Source organism: Paucisalibacillus globulus DSM 18846 (assembly GCF_000482485.1).
GTDB lineage: Bacteria > Bacillota > Bacilli > Bacillales > Amphibacillaceae > Ornithinibacillus > Ornithinibacillus globulus.
The window spans coordinates 102,081-119,218 of the sequence record NZ_KI519437.1 but is presented as its reverse complement, the minus strand read 5'-3'; the positions used below and the strand labels follow the sequence as shown (position 1 = coordinate 119,218).

Genomic DNA, 17,138 nt, shown 5'->3' with positions numbered 1-17,138 from the left:
GTATGGTTCCAAAACTTTAAAAGAAAGTTTACTATATAGAGGTTGATAAGTGGACACATAAAAAACATACTCATCGATTAAATTATGAATAAACTGTCGTATGAATTAAAGGAGTATAACATGAGAAAACGAGGTATCACAGTTAAACTATTTGCTGTAACAGCTATATTCTTCTTGGCATTTTATGCCATGATTATGATATTTCAGCTAGTGTTTTTTGATCGCTTTTATCAGCATTATAAAACGAAAGAAGCAGCAGAGCACGTACATCAATTAGCAGAAGGTTATGAGAAAAACTCTTGGAACGAAGCGGAATTGACAAGACAGACTCTCACTTACATGAGGGAGACCAAAAGTCCGTTGACGATTGTGGATGCAGAAGGTTTTCAATTGGTACAGGATCCGTTTAATATCATGCTGGAAATAGATGATGGCAAAGTTGTGGAGGTATCGCTTTCCTTACTCGTCACAAATTACGGAAAACAGATTCGAGCATTGCATATCGCAGAGGGAGATATATTGACAGTGCAAGGAGAAGCAGATGCTAATGTTCCTTCCGTTATTTATCCATCTGTTATTACGAAGGATACAACTAGTGTTGGTGAAAATCTGGTCGAGAATGAAATGACAATCGAAGGGAAAGTAAAAAGCATTTCACTACCTAAGGCTGGGATGATAGATAGAGGACTAGGTATTCTCTATGATGCGCTGCTGGAGTGGTTCCCGCTAAAAGACGAGCAGATAAAGCAGCTATCCGAAGGGGAAAGTCTGCAGTTGGATTGGGTGGAGCCCTGGAGTGGAAAACATAATTTAGTATTAATTGAGCCAATTGAGAAAGATGGTGAAATACAATTTATGTTCTCAGTTGCATCTCTTCAAGAAATCAAAGATACCAATGAGGCACTCCAAATGTTTTATGTATATATCGGAATAGCAGGATTCATTCTCATCCTTTTACTATCGCTATTCTTCTCCCGTCTTGTTAGCAGACCACTGATTAAACTGAATGAAATGGCAAAAAAAATGGTGCTTCTAGATTTCTCATCGATGAAACCGATTAAACAGAAGGATGAGCTGGGGAGCCTTTCAAACAATATGCTAGTAATGGCGAAAAATCTTGATGTTGCATTAAATGACTTGAAACAAGCCAACGGAAAGCTGAAGCGGGATGTGGAAAAACGTGTACAGATGGAAAAGGAGCAGCGTGAGTTTTTCGAGCATGCATCACATGAACTGAAGACACCGCTCAGTATTGTTAAAAGCTTCGCAGAGGGGCTGCAGGATGATGTTAGTCCGGATAAGCAAGAACACTATGTAGAGGTGATTATAGAGGAATCAGAAAAGATGGAAGTGCTGATTAAAGATATGCTGGATTTGGCTAAATTGGGGAACGGTGCAATTAAACTAAGAAAAACATCTTTTCTGCTCAGTGAAATGATTGAGGATTTGGCAGATAAACTCTTTTGTATAGCAAAAGAGAAAAGAGTCGTAATTGAAATCCTGCCGAAGAATGAGCAACATATTTTGGCGGATTATGAGTGGCTGGAAAGAGTAATGCAAAACCTTCTTATGAATGCGATCCGGCACAGTGAGTATGATTCTGTCATTGTGATTCGAATCGAATTTGATCAAGAAAACGATGACAGTGTGTTCAAAATTGAAAACAAAGGTACACAAATACCAGAAGAGCAGCTGGATAAGGTATGGAGACGTTTCTATAGGACGGAATCTTCTCGAAGCCGAATGACGGGCGGTACAGGATTAGGCTTGGCAATCGTTCAGCAAATACTTGATTTGCATGCATTTCAATACGGGGTGAAAAACGTGCCTGATGGTGTGTGTTTCTATGTTCGCTTTAAGTAATAGGGCTAATTGCTTATGAGGACACATAAAAGACATATAGCCTTGTTAATATATACGGAGATTGGAAGGGATTCACGATGGGGAAGAAAGTATTGCTTGTCGAGGATGAAGCGAGAATCCGAGAAGTGGTAGCTGATTATTTCAAAATGGACGGCTGGGAAGTGTATGAAACGGATAATGGAACTAGTGGTATGGACTGGTTTGATGCCATTTTTCCAGATTTAGTCATTCTCGATATCATGATGCCGAAAATGGATGGATTTGCTGTTGTTAAGCAGGTCCGAATGAGGTCTGGTGTACCAATTATTCTACTGACAGCGAAATCCAGTGACGATGATAAAATTCATGGGTTTGAACTCGGAGCGGATGATTATGTTACGAAGCCATTCAGCCCAAGAGTGTTAGTGGCACGTGCTAATTCTTTAATGAAACGAGCTACTGAACATTATTTACCGACCGGCCATATGCTTAGCTTTGGTGAAGCGATTATCAATACAAAGTCCCATCAGCTGCAGCTTGAGGGACAAGAAGTCGAATTGACCCCGAAAGAATATGAATTACTGGTGATTTTGCTTCAGCATAAAAATAACGTCCTTTCGCGTGAAACTATTTTGAATCACGTATGGGGGCTTGATTTCGATGGTGATATACGAGTTGTTGATACACATATTAAAAAGCTTAGAGCTAAATTAGGCTGCGAATCACATCATATTCGGACTGTTATTGGAACCGGGTATAAATTTGAATAAAGGAAGAGTGAAAATGAATAAGCTCAAACGGCTGTATACGAACAATGGTGTGCGATTTGCTTTGCAAACTTGTTTTTATCTGGCAATCCTCATTACTTTGTATTTGATGTACGGATTCCATACAGCCAATACAGGTAACTATATTTATAATGATTTTTAAATGGAGTAGATAATATAATGAAACTTTTAACACATATTGCACAGCATGCAGATATGAACCCGGAACAGATAGCATTTCGTACAGAGGGCAAGGCGCTGAACTATAGAAAGCTTTGGGACAGATCGAGGCGGTTAGCAAGTTTATTACAAGCTATTAAGGTTGAACGACAGACACCAGTGGTTGTGTATGGTCATATGGGAGTTGATATGCCGGTATCTTTCCTTGCCTGTGTACAGGTCGGCCTCCCTTATATACCGGTAGATACATCCATCCCAATGGAACGAGTTCGTCTTATCATTGAAAAGTCTGGTGCAGGATTGGTAATTAATACAACAGATAACATGCTGGATGTTGATAATGTTCCTGTTCTGCACTCGCTAGCACTCCAGTTGGAAGAAGAAGAGCCAATTGGTAATGAATTATGGATTAAGCCTGATGAAGTCTTTTATATCATTTATACTTCTGGAAGTACTGGAAATCCAAAAGGTGTGCAAATAACTGGAGCAAATCTGCAATCTTTTACCGATTGGATGACGAGTGACTTTCCCTTAGGTCAAGGAAAGGTGTTCTTGAATCAAGCGCCTTTTTCATTCGATTTGTCTGTCATGGACTTTTACCCAGCTCTACAAAGCGGGGGGACAATTCATGCATTGGAGAAAGAAGTAATCAATAAACCAAAGCTTTTGTTTGAAAACCTGAGTCGTTCTGCATTGCAAATATGGACATCGACACCATCTTTCGTGCAAATGTGTTTTCCAAATCCTGACTTTAATCAAACAATGCTTCCGGAGCTTGAGGTATTCCTTTTCTGTGGCGAAGTACTACCATTAGCTGTGGCTAAAGAGCTGAAAGAACGTTTTCCAAGGGCTAGAGTTTTTAATACCTACGGGCCTACAGAAGCTACAGTTGCTGTGACGTCTATTGAAATTACGGGAGACTTGCTTGCGAAAGGGAAGGCGCTTCCTGTGGGATATCCGAAATCTGATATGTGTATTTTCGTTATGGATGAATTAGGAAATCCGCTACCTGAAGGTGAAAAAGGGGAGCTTATCCTTGCGGGGCCAAGTGTGTCAAAAGGTTATCTGGGCGAACCGTTGCTAACAGAAAGTGCATTTGGTACTTTAAACGAAATGGACACCTATCGTACCGGAGATGCCGGCTTTATTCAGGATGATTTGGTGTACTGCCAGGGTAGACTCGATTATCAAATCAAGCTACATGGCTACCGGATGGAGCTGGAAGAGATTGAGTTCCATCTTAATCAGTCTGATTATACTAAGGCTGCAATTATTATCCCTTATGCACCAAACGAGGAAATTGAATACTTGATTGCGGCAGTAGTACCAGCGGATCATAACTTTGAGAAGGAATACAAACTAACCGCTGCTATTCGAAAAGATCTTGCTTTGCGATTGCCAGCATATATGATTCCGCGTAAGTTCACGTATCATACTGCAATTCCAATGACGATGAATGGGAAAGTAGACCGTAAGAAAATGAAGGAAGAGGTATTCGTATGACCCCATATAGCTCCTTTCTTTTCTTTATCATTCTAGGTATTTTACTACTGCCGACGATGATTCTCGGCATAATGGGTAAGCGCCTGCGTTATTATAATGCATTTGTATCTATTGTTGTATTGGCTATTATATTTTCAGGTGGGAAAGAAGGCTTTTTCTCGTTAGTAGCATTCACCATCCTTCAGGTTGTACTGGTCAAAGGTTATATTAGTTATCGACAGGTAAAGAATAGTAGTCTTGTATTCTATATCATTAGTTTTCTATCAATCCTGCCTTTGATTTTATCCAAGGTTTTGCCAATTTTGGCAGTAGATAACTGGGCAAGTTTTCTAGGTATCTCCTATCTGACATTCCGAGCGGTCCAAATCATTATTGAAACAAGAGATGGATTGATCAAGGAGCAGCTCTCGATTTTTCAGCTTGTCAATTTTATGCTATTTTACCCGACCATTTCATCAGGTCCGATTGATCGCTTCCGAAGGTTCCAAAAGGATGAAGAAAAGCGTTGGGCACCGGAAGAGTACAAGGAACTGCTTTATAAAGGGATTAATAAAATATTTGTTGGTTTTTTGTATAAATTTATCATTGGCTACAGCATTAATACGTATTTCATTATGAATCTTGATTATATAGCAGATGGTGAGTTTACCAATAATCTGTTGTATATGTACAGCTATAGCTTGTACTTATTCTTTGACTTTGCCGGTTATACTGCGTTTGCGGTTGGAGTCAGTTATATCATGGGTATCCGGTCACCGGAGAACTTTAATAAGCCGTTCATCAGCCGCAACATCAAGGATTTCTGGAACCGATGGCATATGTCACTGTCGTTCTGGTTCCGTGATTATGTGTTCATGCGTTTCGTATTTCTGATGAAGAAGAAAAAGTGGATACAGAACAAAATGCTCGTTTCGAATTTAGGTTATATCCTGTTGTTCTTGTTAATGGGGGTATGGCATGGATTGGCGATTCAGTACATCCTTTATGGAGCATATCATGCTTTGATGATGGTAGGATTTAACTTCTTCGAGACCTGGAATAAAAAGCATAAACGCTGGCCAACAGGAAGAACAATGACAATAGTGTCTATCGTTATCACTTTCCATGTCGTATGTTTCGGTTTTTATCTGTTTTCGGGCAGACCATTTCAATAAAAGGGGAATATAATAATGGATTTTAAAGAGAAAGTATTACAAGTTATTGCAGAAGTTTGTGAAGATGATGTTGTGAAAGAAGAGCATGATTTGGATATATTTGAAGCAGGATTAATTGATTCGTTTGCTACAGTGGAATTACTTGTTCAATTCGAGGAGCAGCTTGATATTAATGTACCAATTACAGAGTTCGATCGAGATACTTGGAATACACCAAATGCTATCGTTGAACGTCTGAATGAGCTGAAATAATGAAGAAGAAGTATTTGTTCGGACCAATCATTCTAGCATTGGTTCTGTTTGCTGGGGTCGTATTTGTACCCGTATCATGGCTGGCTAAGTTAGTTCCAGCAGACCGTTTAGAGGAATCGGCTATAAGTTTGGAGCCAACGATGTTCCAAGGAACTTATTTGCAAGGGGAAATGCTTAAAAGTTCTACGTATGTTCCAATCTATGGTTCTTCTGAATTATCGCGTTGGGACCCGTTCCATCCATCGAATTTTTTCGAAACGAATGATGCTGCTTTTACACCTTATTTAATCGGAAAAGGCGGAATGACTTCGATTATTCATAATTTAAACTTTGCTATGCATGCCGATCAATTGAAGAACAAGAAAATGGTTATTATTGTATCGCCACAATGGTTTGTAAAGCATGGTACAGACGAGCAGCACTTTGCACCAAACTATTCTGCACTACAAGCGTACCAGCTTCCTTTCAATAAGAAAGTGGATGAGCAGGTGAAACGAAAATTGATGCAACGCCTGATAACATATGATTCGGTCAAGAATGACACGATGCTTTATCAGCTTTACGATGCGTATCTGAATGACAAGAAGGCTTTGTTTAATATTTTATCAGTTCCTTCAGAGGCTTACATATCCATTCTTAAGAAGAAGGATCTGTACTACACGATTCTGAAAGATAAACCAACTAATCGTCATCAGTCAGATGAAGTGAAGGACAAGACATGGGAGGAACTAAGGGCAAAGGCTGATGCTTATGGTGAGAAACGAACACAGCATTCCCAATTTTATATAGATGACAACGTGTATAAGTATCGGAAAGACTACATCAAGAGAATGGAAGGAAAGAATAAAGATCATTCCTATGCAGAATCGCTTGAATACGAGGATTTCCAATTGATGCTTGATATTCTTAAGGAATCTGATGCGGAACCGCTTTTTGTTATTATTCCTGTGAATGGAGCGTATTATGACTACACAGGATTCCCAGAAGAAGGACGCCAAGATTACTATACTCGTATAAAGAAGCAGATTAATGATAGCGGCTTTACCTACGCCGATTATTCCGACCATGAATACGATCCTTATTTTATGCGCGACACGATTCATATTGGCTGGAAAGGCTGGGTTTATTTAGATGAGGATATGCAGAAGTTCCTCGAATAACACGAAAGCCATGGGGACAGGTACCTCGGCCCTGCCGAGGTACCTGTCCCCATGGCTTTATCTTCATTAAAAGTGCAAACGATTGCATAGATAGCGGAAAAATACTATAATAAACTATAATTTCATATAAGATGTTCGTATTGTTGTAGTTTCTTATTGGTAGTTTTTCTTATTTGAAAGTCTTGATAATACTGAATATTACATAGTTCTATTCATTTGGGTGATTGAAAGCCTTTACCATCGAATTTAATGCAAACGATTGCATTATTTGTTGAAAATAAAAAAACAGTAGAGAACCTATAGAGTTATTTTAGGAGGATATTATGATAGTGGAACAGCGTGAAACAAATAGTGAGGTAGTAGTTAAAAAGCAGTTACCTACACTTCCAGTAAATATGATTTGGATGATAAGTTTTGGCTTCTTAGGTGTACAAATGGCTTTTTCCTTACAAAGTTCAAATATGGGACGTATCTTTCAAACGATTGGTGCCGATCCTCATACATTAGGATTCTTCTTTATATTACCGCCACTAGCGGGTTTAATTGTTCAACCCCTAGTTGGATACTTTTCGGACCGAACTTGGATACCTAAACTTGGGCGACGTATTCCTTACTTACTTGTTGGGGCCATAGTAGCAGTCATAGTGATGTGTTTGTTGCCGAATGCGGGTAGTTTTGGTTTTGGCCCAATAGTCGCTCTTACTTTTGGAGCAGTAACAATTTTGTTTATGGATGTTTCATCGAATGTTGCCATGCAACCATTTAAAATGATGGTAGGAGACATGGTTAATGAAGAACAAAAGGGGTTTGCATATTCTATACAAAGCTTTCTTTCTAATAGTGGTGCCGTGTTAGCTTGTATTTTTCCTTTTCTTCTAACAATACTTGGTGTTTCAAATAGTGCACCAGAGGGTGTTGTACCACAATCAGTAGTTATCTCCTTTTATGCGGGAGCTGTTATCTTAATCATTTGTAGTCTTTTTACCGTATTTAAAGTAAAAGAGTACTCGCCAGCTGAGTATGCTGCTTATCATGGGATTACGACTGAAGGGAAAAAGGAAAAGGTAAGTGTAATTAGATTGTTACGTAATGCACCAAAGGTATTTTGGACCGTATCCTTGGTACAAATGTTTTGCTGGATGGGGTTTCAGTATTTATGGACATATGGCACAGGTGCAGTTGCGGCAAATGTTTGGCAAACAGCTGAACCATCAAGTGCAGCATATCAAGCAGCTGGTAACTGGTTTGGTATCCTTTCCGCTGTGCAATCTGTAGCGGCGGTGCTTTGGTCACTTGTACTTTCACGCGTGCCAAATGACAAACGAAAAGTCTGGTATGCCCTTAGTTTAATATTAGGTGGTATTGGTTTCGGATCCGTATTTTTCATATACAATCAATTTGCATTAGTTGTTTCATTCATCTTAATTGGTATTGCGTGGGCTGCTATGATGACATTCCCATTCACCATGCTAACAAATGCCTTATCTGGTGGAAGGGTACCTATTTAGGGCTATTTAATGGTAGTATTTGCTTGCCACAAATTATTGCCTCTTGTTTAAGCTTTATTTTATTCCCTGCATTAGGTTCATCGATGCCGGTCATGATTTTAGTTTCAGGTATTTTCCTTGTTGTAGGAGCATTTAGTGTTTTAATCATAAAAGAAACCTATGCTAGATAGAACCTACATGTAATGGATACATGGACTATCTTTTCATAACGTTTTTCATCATGATGGAGAACAACTTTACCCCTTCTTTTCAAAAGAAGGGGTATTTTTTATTGGGCCATTATACAAGCATCTATAAAGAAAACTCATTGATTGGGGGATTAAGTATATTTTTTATTTAGGATTAAAGGCCAAAAATTCGTCAATGGTTTCAGGGGTGCGTTTCCCATCTTTTCCTTGGAAAAGGTTGATATTAACGGTCACATCCATACATCCAAGATATTTACCCTCTTCATCACGGACTGCCATGAATTTTTGGTAAATTTGACCGGACTCTCCAGATCGTTTTGGGAACCAAAACTCCCATTCATCGCGTGCTCCTGAATGAAAATCATTCAGCAACTTTTCAACGTGTTGAGCCACCTTAGGGTGAAGCTCAAGCACATGGCGACCAATTGCTTCTTTACGACGACCATGTACGCGGTTTGGATTATTTGAATACCAACGGAAAATATCATTTGCATCGCAAAAACCCATTTCAAATGGCAAAAGATTAATAATGGAATCCAAAGTGCTTGCTTTAATTGCACCAGTTTCAAAATTAATCACTGCTTCAGGACTAATTAATTCTGACAATTTACCTTTAGACACTTTTATCTCTCCTTCATGTAATCTCTCTTAATAAGAAGATAATGATAGCACTAATGTTAGTTAGAAAACTCCTATTAATCTTATGTGGTCATTATCTAACCTCACTAATAATGATAGCATTCACAAGGATAATACATTGTGATTTATCTCACAAAAATTAAAATCTGTTGAGGCTTAAATCGGTGAGTTATTAATTTAACTTATTTAGTGTAACTATACCTGGGTCGCAGGTTTACTTTTAAACATCAAGTATAATAGATAATTAAGGTTGGGCTGTTGTGGTCATTGACATTGAATATAATTATTGTATAATTCTAACTAGGAGAAATACGGAAGGTGGAATTAGATTTGCCAGCATACTTGTAATGGTTAAGCAATTAAATAGTACATTTCTTTTTGAACAATATGTTCAGACGATGGGAGAAGTGTGCCTATTTTTAGCCATTACAGGGAACGCGGGATAATCTGTTTTTAATTCCAAGCGGGATACCTATAAGGTATTCTGCTTTTTTTATGGGAAATTGTTCTCCATACAGCTATTATTGGCGTTCCTCTGGATAAATTGGAGGAGCGGGTTATGAGTTATTTAAATCATGAAGTTACTTATGAAATTATTGCTCAAGAAACACCTAATGTAATAAGGAATTGTAGGAACTGTAAGCGAAGCTCAGAATACTTTTGTAGTGAAAGATTCAGGGTGAATGCCAATCAGAAAGTAGTTGATGTTTGGCTTATTTATAAGTGTGTACATTGTGAGGGTACTTGGAATTGCCCTATTTTAACAAGAGTACATGTAAATCGATTGGATCCATTATTACATCAAAAGTTTATGAATAATGATAAAGAGACCATTTGGAATCATGCTTTTCAAATCAATAAATTAAGAAGACTATGTGATGCTGTGAATAATGATATTAATTATGAGTTAAGAAAGGAAAAGTCTGATTCCAATTTGAATGAAGTGACAATTAGAATTTGCTGTAAATATGATTTTGGACTTAGAGTAGATAGATTGATAGCAGAAATACTGAATATTTCAAGGTCAAAAGTAAATAAGATGGCAAAGGCAGAAATGTTTTTATTAAATCCCAATCTATCAATGAAAAGCAACGTAATAAATAATTTACAAATAACAGTCAAAGGGAAGTATGAACTTAAGTAGTTCCGTATTAAAAATAAAAATGAGTATCAAATTATAGCATGGTTTGATACTCATTTTTCTACTGCACTATGGACATGGAAGGGAAGGAAGCTAGCTTAAAGGAAAGTCGTCACCTATTTTATGCCTTACTTCATCCAAGGCTTTTTCTGTATAAATCCTCTCTGACACGCTTGCACTTTTTGCGCCCTCTTGAAAATTTGTTTTTATTTTCCTTCTCTTTGCTATCCAATCAAATACAAGACCAATAATTAATAATACCCCAAAAATGATAAGCAGCAATATCCAAAAAGGCATATCATCACCTCCTAATCATTATTTGTATTTTGTTATTTCTCTACGAACTACAACGAATACCTCTTTTTTAGCGAGTCATTCTCTTTCAAATAAATAAGAAATTACTTCTATTAATATGATAACATAAGATTCATAATTATCAATTAACTGGAGAGTTATGTTAAATGTAGTAACTATACACATTCGAGGCAAGATAGTTTTATCAAATCCAGCCAGTTTATTAGTTTCTTTATGGATAAAATAAAGTTTTCTTTATTTTTTTTCTGAAATTTGCTAATCTATTATTTGTCATAATATTGTTGGGGTTCTACCCCCATATACACCAAAGAAAAAATGAGGTAAGTAAAATGATAAATAATTCAAAGATTAGATTTAGTCGTTTATCCATTCGAACAAAATGGATACTTTTTATGTGTATTTCTTTTTTACTTGTGGTTTTATGTTTTAGTGCTTTTAACTATTTTGTCGTTCGTGGCATTCTCGAAAAAAATAATGAAGTGTCCGTAACTGTTAATTCCCACAATGCTGTGGAGCAGGTGAGCTTAAGTCTAAATAACTACAAGACTTCTATTGAACAGTTAGCAAGTTTAGTAACATCAGAGATTAATGAAGAGGATGCGATTCCAACAATTGAAAAATCGCTTCAAACTGTACAACAAGGAAATGATACATTAATCTCAGTTTATTTCATGGATTTCCAAACTGGAAAATTACACATTTCCCCTTATGCGGATTTTGCTTCAGATGTACGTGATACCCAAACTTATAATCAACTTAAAAACGACCCAAAAACAAAATGGATGGATGTTTATGAGGATAAAATCAATAAAACTATTATGACATCCATTGTTACTCCGATTATTTCCAATGGTGAAATGATTGGTGCATTAGGTTATGATATTGACCTTTCGACTATAGGAAAGACAAGAGAACTGATTGAAAGTCAATCCAATAGTAAACTAGTTGTTCTAGATGCTAAAGGAATTATTGTTACTTCCTTTATGAAGAATGCAGATGGAAAAAATATGAATCCAGCACAGAGTGGTTTAACGGAAGGCGTAACCGATTTAATTAATGATAAAAAGGAATTTAGCCATTTCAATTGGGTGGAGGATCTTTATACATCGGATTCTGTTATGGAACAAGGATTAACTTGGGAAGGAAAGGAATACTCTGGGCAAATAAGAACTATTCCCGAACTAAGTTGGAAAGTCATTTCCCTAATTCCGAATGAAATACTTGAATCTAACATGAATAAGTTTATAAAAAATTCAATCTTATATATATTGCTAGGATTATTTGTCGGAGTCTTATGTGCCGTATTCCTTGCAGGAAAATTAAAAAAGGTAATAAACAATTTCCAACGAACGCTCGAAAAGACTGCAGAAGGAGATTTGGTATCTGAATTTGTGGTTGACTCTCATGATGAAATTGGACAACTTGCAAAAAGTTATAATAAGATGCTCCATAATATAAGAGGTTTAATTAAAAAGGTTGATGAAAATGTACACTCTATCAATCATGCATCCAATGGTTTGACAGAAATTTCTAATGAGAACAATTCAGCAATAGCTGAGGTTTCTAAGTCTATTGAGGAAATAGCTTATGGTGCTGAAAATCAATCAGAAGAAATTGAAAAAGGTTCAAGTGCTGTTCATCAGCTAAGTAATGAAATAGAGGGGTTATTACAACAATCATCTACTATCCAATTGGATGTGGAAGAAGCTTCTGAACAACTAGGTCAGGGAAATCATCAAGTTCGAAACCTAGAAGAATCGTATCAAAATCTAGAGTTGGCATTTGAAAAAGTAACTGACATGATTACACAGCTAAATGAAAAATCAAAATCCATTTCAGTTGTTACCAGTGCTATTGCGCAAATAGCTGACCAAACTAATCTATTATCACTTAATGCATCCATTGAAGCTGCAAGAGCAGGAGAACATGGAAAAGGTTTTGCTGTTGTGGCAAATGAGGTGAAGAGTTTAGCAGAAGAATCTAAAAATGCAACACAGGATATTCAAAATACCATCAATAGCGTGTTGGCTGACACAACGATGTTAGTTGAGGTAATGAATGAAACAAATGATATTAGTAAAAACCAAAAAGTTGCCGTAACAACGGTTCGCACCGCTATCAATGAATTAACTAAAGCATTAAATAAAATGGTGTCATCTATTGAAGGTGAAACCGTAAGTATAAATAGAATTACGGCACAAAAAGATATCGTTGTTAACATGATAGAAGGAATTGCAGCAGTATCCCAAGAAACATCTGCATCATCGGAAGAAATTGCAGCGACAATGGAAGAACAAGCTTCTTCCATAAATGAAGTAGCTCAGCATGCAATACAACTTGCAAGATTAATTGATGATCTGAGTGATGCTGTTGGGAAATTTACGATTGATAATAAGTAATTAGAATAGAATGATGAGATGAAACTCTAGGAATAGAGGGTTGTCTCATCATTTTTTGTATATGTATGCTTCACCGTAGTTGACGTTTCCTCCATGTTCTTATAGTAGTCTCGGGTGCAAATATTAGATTTGGCCTAGCAAATGGTGAATTTCATCAGGTTTCCCAATGAAATTAGATGTCCAATATGAAAAAGCAAGATTGAGAGTGACATCTTTTATATTTAAAAACAAACTACTTAACTATCTAACCTGTCCACACACAATCTAGTATCAATAAATATATTGATAGTATCGTAGATGAAAGGAGGGAATAGATATGCCAGGGAAAGGAAAAAAGGGTGAAAAAGGGCCAAAACACCGCGATGAGCAGGTAGAAGTAGTAACAAAGAAGTGTGAATGTGATGGCACTAACATTGATATTAATATTTCTTTCGTCATTAATATTGGTAACAAAGAAATCCATGTAGAACAAAGAGCTGAAGGGGGCGGACAAATAAATAGGAATGTCGGGACGAACGCGAACCAAGGTGGGCAAAATGCGATTGATCATAGTAAATCAAGAAATGATCAATCAGATTTTGCAGATGGAAATGGAAGAAGTGGTATTGCTGGAAATGATAATGATGAAGCGGGTGGACAGCAAGGAGTCAAAGTACGGGACAGTATCGTGAAGAAGAGCATAGTAGGATCATCTTCTGAGCAAAATGAAGGCATGGAACCACCAGAAGAAGGAATGGTTGAAGAAAATAACTAATGTATAAACCAGAAGCACCTTTTGAAATGCCATCTTCTTAGGTGATTGTATAATCAAACAGCACTCCCCTATAAGTGGGGAGATGCTGCTTTCGTATGTAAAACTCTACTATAACAATCAAATTATCTACCGCCATATTAGATTAATAATGTCAATTAAATACTATTCCAACATTAAAATGAAACTGTTTAACCAAAAACGGCAAGGACAATTGTCTCACTTTGTATAACTATTGGGGCATTACTTGAATAAGGATTGAACTTTTAATGCAACTTCTTTTGGAATAATATTAATAGAAGATAACCTTTTTACATCTACCCAAATGGGCAAATAAGTACCTCTATTTCTTTCTAGGTTTGTGTACTCTTCACCTTGTCCAGACCCGAATGTACCTTTTACGATTTCAGATAAGAAAAAGTATTGAGTTCCGTTATATTCAACTTCTTCTATACACTCATTGACCTTTACTTCTACTCCCAATTCCTCGAGTGCTTCCCTTTTAGCTCCTTCTTCCGGTGTTTCCCCTTTTTCTATTCCGCCACCAGGAAATACATAATAAATGGAGCCATTTTTAGTTCTTTGAATTAGTCCAACCTTTCCATTTTCGATTATTACTACCGATCCTCTATCTCGCATATCTATAACCTCTTTTTATTGAGAAAATACCAAACGTATGGAAGATCTCCTTGTTCTACTAAAGAATCCCTTAGCAGAATAAAGAATTCCATAAACTGGCTACTTTATTTAACACTAACTATAAATTTTTCAAACTTGAAATCACCAGGTTTCCAAACATTTGAATATCCTTTATATAATCAAAACCTACGTTCTCGTACGCATTAACGCTATTGAACATTCTAACAGCTACTGCATTGTATTCTGGAATGACAGTGCAAGAACATCCAGAAGCCCCAAGTATTTGATAGGATCCAACTGGTAAATTTGAACCTAATTCATTGTAATCAACAGATACGCCACTATCCTTTACCCACCATAGAAATCCAAACCTTGGAAGATGACGGGGTAAGGAATTGGGGCTTTGAATCGAAGTAATAAGTTCAAAAATCTCTTGTGGAAGTATTGAACTACCTTCAAATACCCCTTTGTTTAAATGTAAATTCCCCCAAAATGCTAATTCTCTAGCACTTAAATATAAATTTCTTTCATCTCCCATATTTGAACCAATTCTTAATGTAGGATAATCTTTAGATAAATCTATATCACAGACTAAATTGTTATTCCCCTCAGTTACCCATCCAGTGTTTCTCCAATTCAAAGGCTTAAACACTCTATTAGTAAGGATTTCATTTACTGTTTTGCCAGTTGCTTTGTATAAGATTTTTGCTAGTATTTCTGGTCTCTTTCCCTCAATATCAGTACCTAAATCAAATGTACGGCAGACGTTATCATTTTTAAATCTTAGACCAGTACACCTTGTTAATAAATGTCTAATTGTTGTATCTCCAAGAACCTCTTTATCATATTCAGATAAATAGTCACTTAATTTAACATCCAAATCCAATAAACCTTCATAAATAGCTATTGCAATTGCGAATCCAACATAAGTAACTCTAACCGAATAAACATTGAATCTTGAATTTTGATCTATCTCTTTTGCCCCTTGCTCAAAATGATGAGTACCCGAATACCATTCGTGTACTAGTTTATTATCTTTTATAACAATCAATGCAGAACCTGAAGCAAGCATATCTTTTCTTACATTTTCGGTATATAAGGTAATATCTTTAAAAGCTTCTTTATTTAAAGTAACCTTCATCTCCATCCACCTTTTTATTAAAATTCATCATCCTTTTGTTGTATCACTAATCTGCGCCATTAGTGAAATAGAGGTAAATAGGAAGTAGTAATGATGACGATCTCTGTTTTTTACTATTGCACCCGTAATTAAATTGAGAATGCATTTACGCTACAATCTTCACGAATCTGGAATAGTTTGATTTTAATCACTCTGATTATTAATAAGGTCATTTTCAATTTGAATATCTTGATTTTTGGTTAATAAAATTTTAATAAAATTGTCTACATCTTTGGGAGAAATAATCGCTGAATTATATTTACCGTGAAGAATCTCTATTCTATCAATAGAAAGTGCAGGTGCTGACAAAGGACTTTTTGTTGCTTTCATTCTTGTTATTTGATCAATCTTTACAATGCTACTAAATGGCCCATATTTAATTTTAATACGTCCTTCTTCAATTTTGTAGCCAGTTCCAAACCATAACCATAAAAGCATCCCTATTATTAGCGAGCTTATAATATACCCTATTACACTATTGTAAATTATCATCTGCCAGCCTATTAAAAATGTTAATCCCCAAACTATTATAGCTAACCAAGTATCCTTCTTAGATGGAAAATACAATGAACTCCCTACCTTATTTTGTCAATTTATGAGTCTTATTTGATAAAAATTAAAAGTTGACCCTTAAACATTTCTGCCAGTAAGATCAGAAAACCTACTTTTGATTACCTTCTTACTATATGCTTTGATTGAAGTTTTCTAATCTTAACTGTCTTTCAGCTTTATTTTGCTCAAAATGAACTCTGACACAGCTAAACTAACCACAATAGATACGCCTGGTATAATAAATTTTCCTATTATGTCATTTAAATTAGGAAAAATAGCACTAATCGCAAAGATAGCTAAAAAAGTAAGTAACAATAATAATAAGTAGTTTTATTAAGAGCAGTTTTAAATCACTCATCACCCTGTATTACCTAAGCTTTCTCCAAATAAAAGGCTTCCAATCTTATTCAATTCTTCCTCCGCGTTAATGAAGTATCTTATAGTTTAGATGAAATGAAAAATGCATTTGATCTTGAAATCACAATTCAACTTAATGCATTTATAGGTGCACATAACACGATTGGCGGCGATACACTTACATTTGTAAGCGAGCCTCTCACAAGCTTAAATTAGTTAATTACAAACATATTCCCTCAAAAGAAAATATTAGAATGGTATTTTAAAAATAGGCCATAGACAGCCGTTTCTTATACTTCTTTTTCCACAAACCTACTAGTTTAGGAACTGAATATTCTCAATATAATATGTTTATTTTAACATAATTAACTAAAACTTCTAAACCTATCTACGGTATTACTTATGAATAGGAAGTAATTCTAGTGTTATTTCCTATGCGAAAAGGGATGCTTTTCGTGAATCACTCATCATCGACGTACAAATGCCTGCCTCCTTAGAATGCCTCAAGGGAGTTGTTCGCTATTTTGTTTAAGAAATGGTGCAACTCATTAACACTTTCTTGAGGCTTTTTAGGGTGAGAGATGGTCAGAGTCAATAGGTATAATAAGTTC

The 17,138-nt window shown here is 36.2% G+C and carries 15 protein-coding genes and 1 pseudogene; 11 read left to right on the top strand and 5 right to left on the bottom strand.

The annotated features are described in order from the left end of the window. Window positions 1-120: 120 nt before the first annotated feature. The 8 genes and pseudogenes from K332_RS0116025 to K332_RS22760 all read left to right on the top strand — a co-directional run bounded on the left by K332_RS0116025 (window position 121) and on the right by K332_RS22760 (window position 8,536). Complete coding sequence (locus K332_RS0116025) at window positions 121-1,863, top strand: sensor histidine kinase (RefSeq protein WP_026908380.1); 1,743 nt, start codon at window positions 121-123, stop codon at window positions 1,861-1,863. A 77-nt stretch (window positions 1,864-1,940) separates the two neighbouring features. Continuing rightward, the gene (locus K332_RS0116020) at window positions 1,941-2,612 is read left to right on the top strand and encodes a response regulator transcription factor (protein WP_026908379.1); all 672 of its coding nucleotides are present in this window, start codon (window positions 1,941-1,943) and stop codon (window positions 2,610-2,612) included. Window positions 2,613-2,625: 13 nt separating this feature from the next. Beyond that, window positions 2,626-2,772, top strand: coding sequence for a teichoic acid D-Ala incorporation-associated protein DltX (locus K332_RS23715; protein ID WP_084288052.1), 147 nt, complete (start codon window positions 2,626-2,628; stop codon window positions 2,770-2,772). A 17-nt stretch (window positions 2,773-2,789) separates the two neighbouring features. Then, entirely contained in the window at window positions 2,790-4,292 is a 1,503-nt protein-coding gene (gene dltA, locus K332_RS0116015; protein WP_026908378.1) for a D-alanine--poly(phosphoribitol) ligase subunit DltA, read from the top strand. Next, a complete protein-coding gene (gene dltB / locus K332_RS0116010) occupies window positions 4,289-5,446 on the top strand; it encodes a D-alanyl-lipoteichoic acid biosynthesis protein DltB (RefSeq protein WP_026908377.1) in 1,158 nt (385 codons plus the stop codon). Before dltA ends, dltB begins: the two co-directional genes overlap by 4 nt. 15 nt (window positions 5,447-5,461) lie before the next feature. Next, window positions 5,462-5,698, top strand: coding sequence for a D-alanine--poly(phosphoribitol) ligase subunit DltC (gene dltC, locus K332_RS0116005; RefSeq protein WP_026908376.1), 237 nt, complete (start codon window positions 5,462-5,464; stop codon window positions 5,696-5,698). Then, the gene (dltD, locus tag K332_RS0116000) at window positions 5,698-6,858 is read left to right on the top strand and encodes a D-alanyl-lipoteichoic acid biosynthesis protein DltD (RefSeq protein ID WP_026908375.1); all 1,161 of its coding nucleotides are present in this window, start codon (window positions 5,698-5,700) and stop codon (window positions 6,856-6,858) included. The genes dltC and dltD overlap by 1 nt, the downstream gene beginning before the upstream one ends. A 323-nt stretch (window positions 6,859-7,181) precedes the next feature. After that, a pseudogene (locus K332_RS22760) lies at window positions 7,182-8,536 on the top strand (SLC45 family MFS transporter). Window positions 8,537-8,698: 162 nt separating this feature from the next. On the opposite strand, the gene K332_RS22755 reads toward K332_RS22760, so the two are convergent. Next, the gene (locus tag K332_RS22755) at window positions 8,699-9,175 is read right to left on the bottom strand and encodes a PAS domain-containing protein (protein ID WP_051359501.1); all 477 of its coding nucleotides are present in this window, start codon (window positions 9,173-9,175) and stop codon (window positions 8,699-8,701) included. 577 nt (window positions 9,176-9,752) lie between these two features. Here K332_RS22755 and K332_RS0115980 point away from each other — a divergent pair. Beyond that, a complete protein-coding gene (locus K332_RS0115980; RefSeq protein WP_026908373.1) occupies window positions 9,753-10,337 on the top strand; it encodes a DUF1062 domain-containing protein in 585 nt (194 codons plus the stop codon). A gap of 90 nt (window positions 10,338-10,427) precedes the next feature. Here K332_RS0115980 and K332_RS0115975 read toward each other — a convergent pair whose 3' ends face one another. Next, entirely contained in the window at window positions 10,428-10,631 is a 204-nt protein-coding gene (locus tag K332_RS0115975; protein WP_026908372.1) for a resistance to Congo red protein, read from the bottom strand. 347 nt (window positions 10,632-10,978) lie between these two features. Between K332_RS0115975 and K332_RS0115970 the strand changes: the two genes are divergently transcribed. Both K332_RS0115970 and K332_RS22750 read left to right on the top strand, forming a co-directional pair. After that, window positions 10,979-13,048, top strand: a complete 2,070-nt coding sequence (locus K332_RS0115970; RefSeq protein ID WP_036689145.1) for a methyl-accepting chemotaxis protein — start codon at window positions 10,979-10,981, stop codon at window positions 13,046-13,048. 316 nt (window positions 13,049-13,364) lie between these two features. Further along, the gene (locus K332_RS22750; RefSeq protein WP_026908370.1) at window positions 13,365-13,802 is read left to right on the top strand and encodes a hypothetical protein; all 438 of its coding nucleotides are present in this window, start codon (window positions 13,365-13,367) and stop codon (window positions 13,800-13,802) included. Between the two features lie 240 nt (window positions 13,803-14,042). Here the strand turns inward: K332_RS22750 and K332_RS0115960 are convergent, their stop codons facing one another. The 3 genes from K332_RS0115960 to K332_RS0115950 all read right to left on the bottom strand — a co-directional run bounded on the left by K332_RS0115960 (window position 14,043) and on the right by K332_RS0115950 (window position 16,185). Then, window positions 14,043-14,438 carry an NUDIX hydrolase gene (locus tag K332_RS0115960; protein ID WP_026908369.1) on the bottom strand — a complete coding sequence of 132 codons (396 nt, stop codon included), beginning with the start codon at window positions 14,436-14,438 and terminating at the stop codon, window positions 14,043-14,045. A 118-nt stretch (window positions 14,439-14,556) separates the two neighbouring features. Continuing rightward, complete coding sequence (locus tag K332_RS0115955; protein WP_051359500.1) at window positions 14,557-15,579, bottom strand: serine hydrolase domain-containing protein; 1,023 nt, start codon at window positions 15,577-15,579, stop codon at window positions 14,557-14,559. 183 nt (window positions 15,580-15,762) lie between these two features. Then, a complete protein-coding gene (locus tag K332_RS0115950) occupies window positions 15,763-16,185 on the bottom strand; it encodes a PH domain-containing protein (protein WP_026908367.1) in 423 nt (140 codons plus the stop codon). Window positions 16,186-17,138 lie beyond the last annotated feature (953 nt).

What these genes read in the sequence shown, in the direction of transcription:
- K332_RS0115960 (WP_026908369.1), bottom strand. Translation starts at nt 14,438, where the DNA reads ATGCGAGATAGAGGATCGGTAGTAATAATCGAAAATGGAAAGGTTGGA.
- dltD (WP_026908375.1), top strand. Translation starts at nt 5,698, where the DNA reads ATGAAGAAGAAGTATTTGTTCGGACCAATCATTCTAGCATTGGTTCTG.
- K332_RS0115980 (WP_026908373.1), top strand. Translation starts at nt 9,753, where the DNA reads ATGAGTTATTTAAATCATGAAGTTACTTATGAAATTATTGCTCAAGAA.
- K332_RS0115970 (WP_036689145.1), top strand. Translation starts at nt 10,979, where the DNA reads ATGATAAATAATTCAAAGATTAGATTTAGTCGTTTATCCATTCGAACA.
- K332_RS0115975 (WP_026908372.1), bottom strand. Translation starts at nt 10,631, where the DNA reads ATGCCTTTTTGGATATTGCTGCTTATCATTTTTGGGGTATTATTAATT.
- dltC (WP_026908376.1), top strand. Translation starts at nt 5,462, where the DNA reads ATGGATTTTAAAGAGAAAGTATTACAAGTTATTGCAGAAGTTTGTGAA.
- K332_RS0116025 (WP_026908380.1), top strand. Translation starts at nt 121, where the DNA reads ATGAGAAAACGAGGTATCACAGTTAAACTATTTGCTGTAACAGCTATA.
- K332_RS0115955 (WP_051359500.1), bottom strand. Translation starts at nt 15,579, where the DNA reads ATGAAGGTTACTTTAAATAAAGAAGCTTTTAAAGATATTACCTTATAT.
- dltA (WP_026908378.1), top strand. Translation starts at nt 2,790, where the DNA reads ATGAAACTTTTAACACATATTGCACAGCATGCAGATATGAACCCGGAA.
- dltB (WP_026908377.1), top strand. Translation starts at nt 4,289, where the DNA reads ATGACCCCATATAGCTCCTTTCTTTTCTTTATCATTCTAGGTATTTTA.
- K332_RS23715 (WP_084288052.1), top strand. Translation starts at nt 2,626, where the DNA reads ATGAATAAGCTCAAACGGCTGTATACGAACAATGGTGTGCGATTTGCT.
- K332_RS0116020 (WP_026908379.1), top strand. Translation starts at nt 1,941, where the DNA reads ATGGGGAAGAAAGTATTGCTTGTCGAGGATGAAGCGAGAATCCGAGAA.
- K332_RS22750 (WP_026908370.1), top strand. Translation starts at nt 13,365, where the DNA reads ATGCCAGGGAAAGGAAAAAAGGGTGAAAAAGGGCCAAAACACCGCGAT.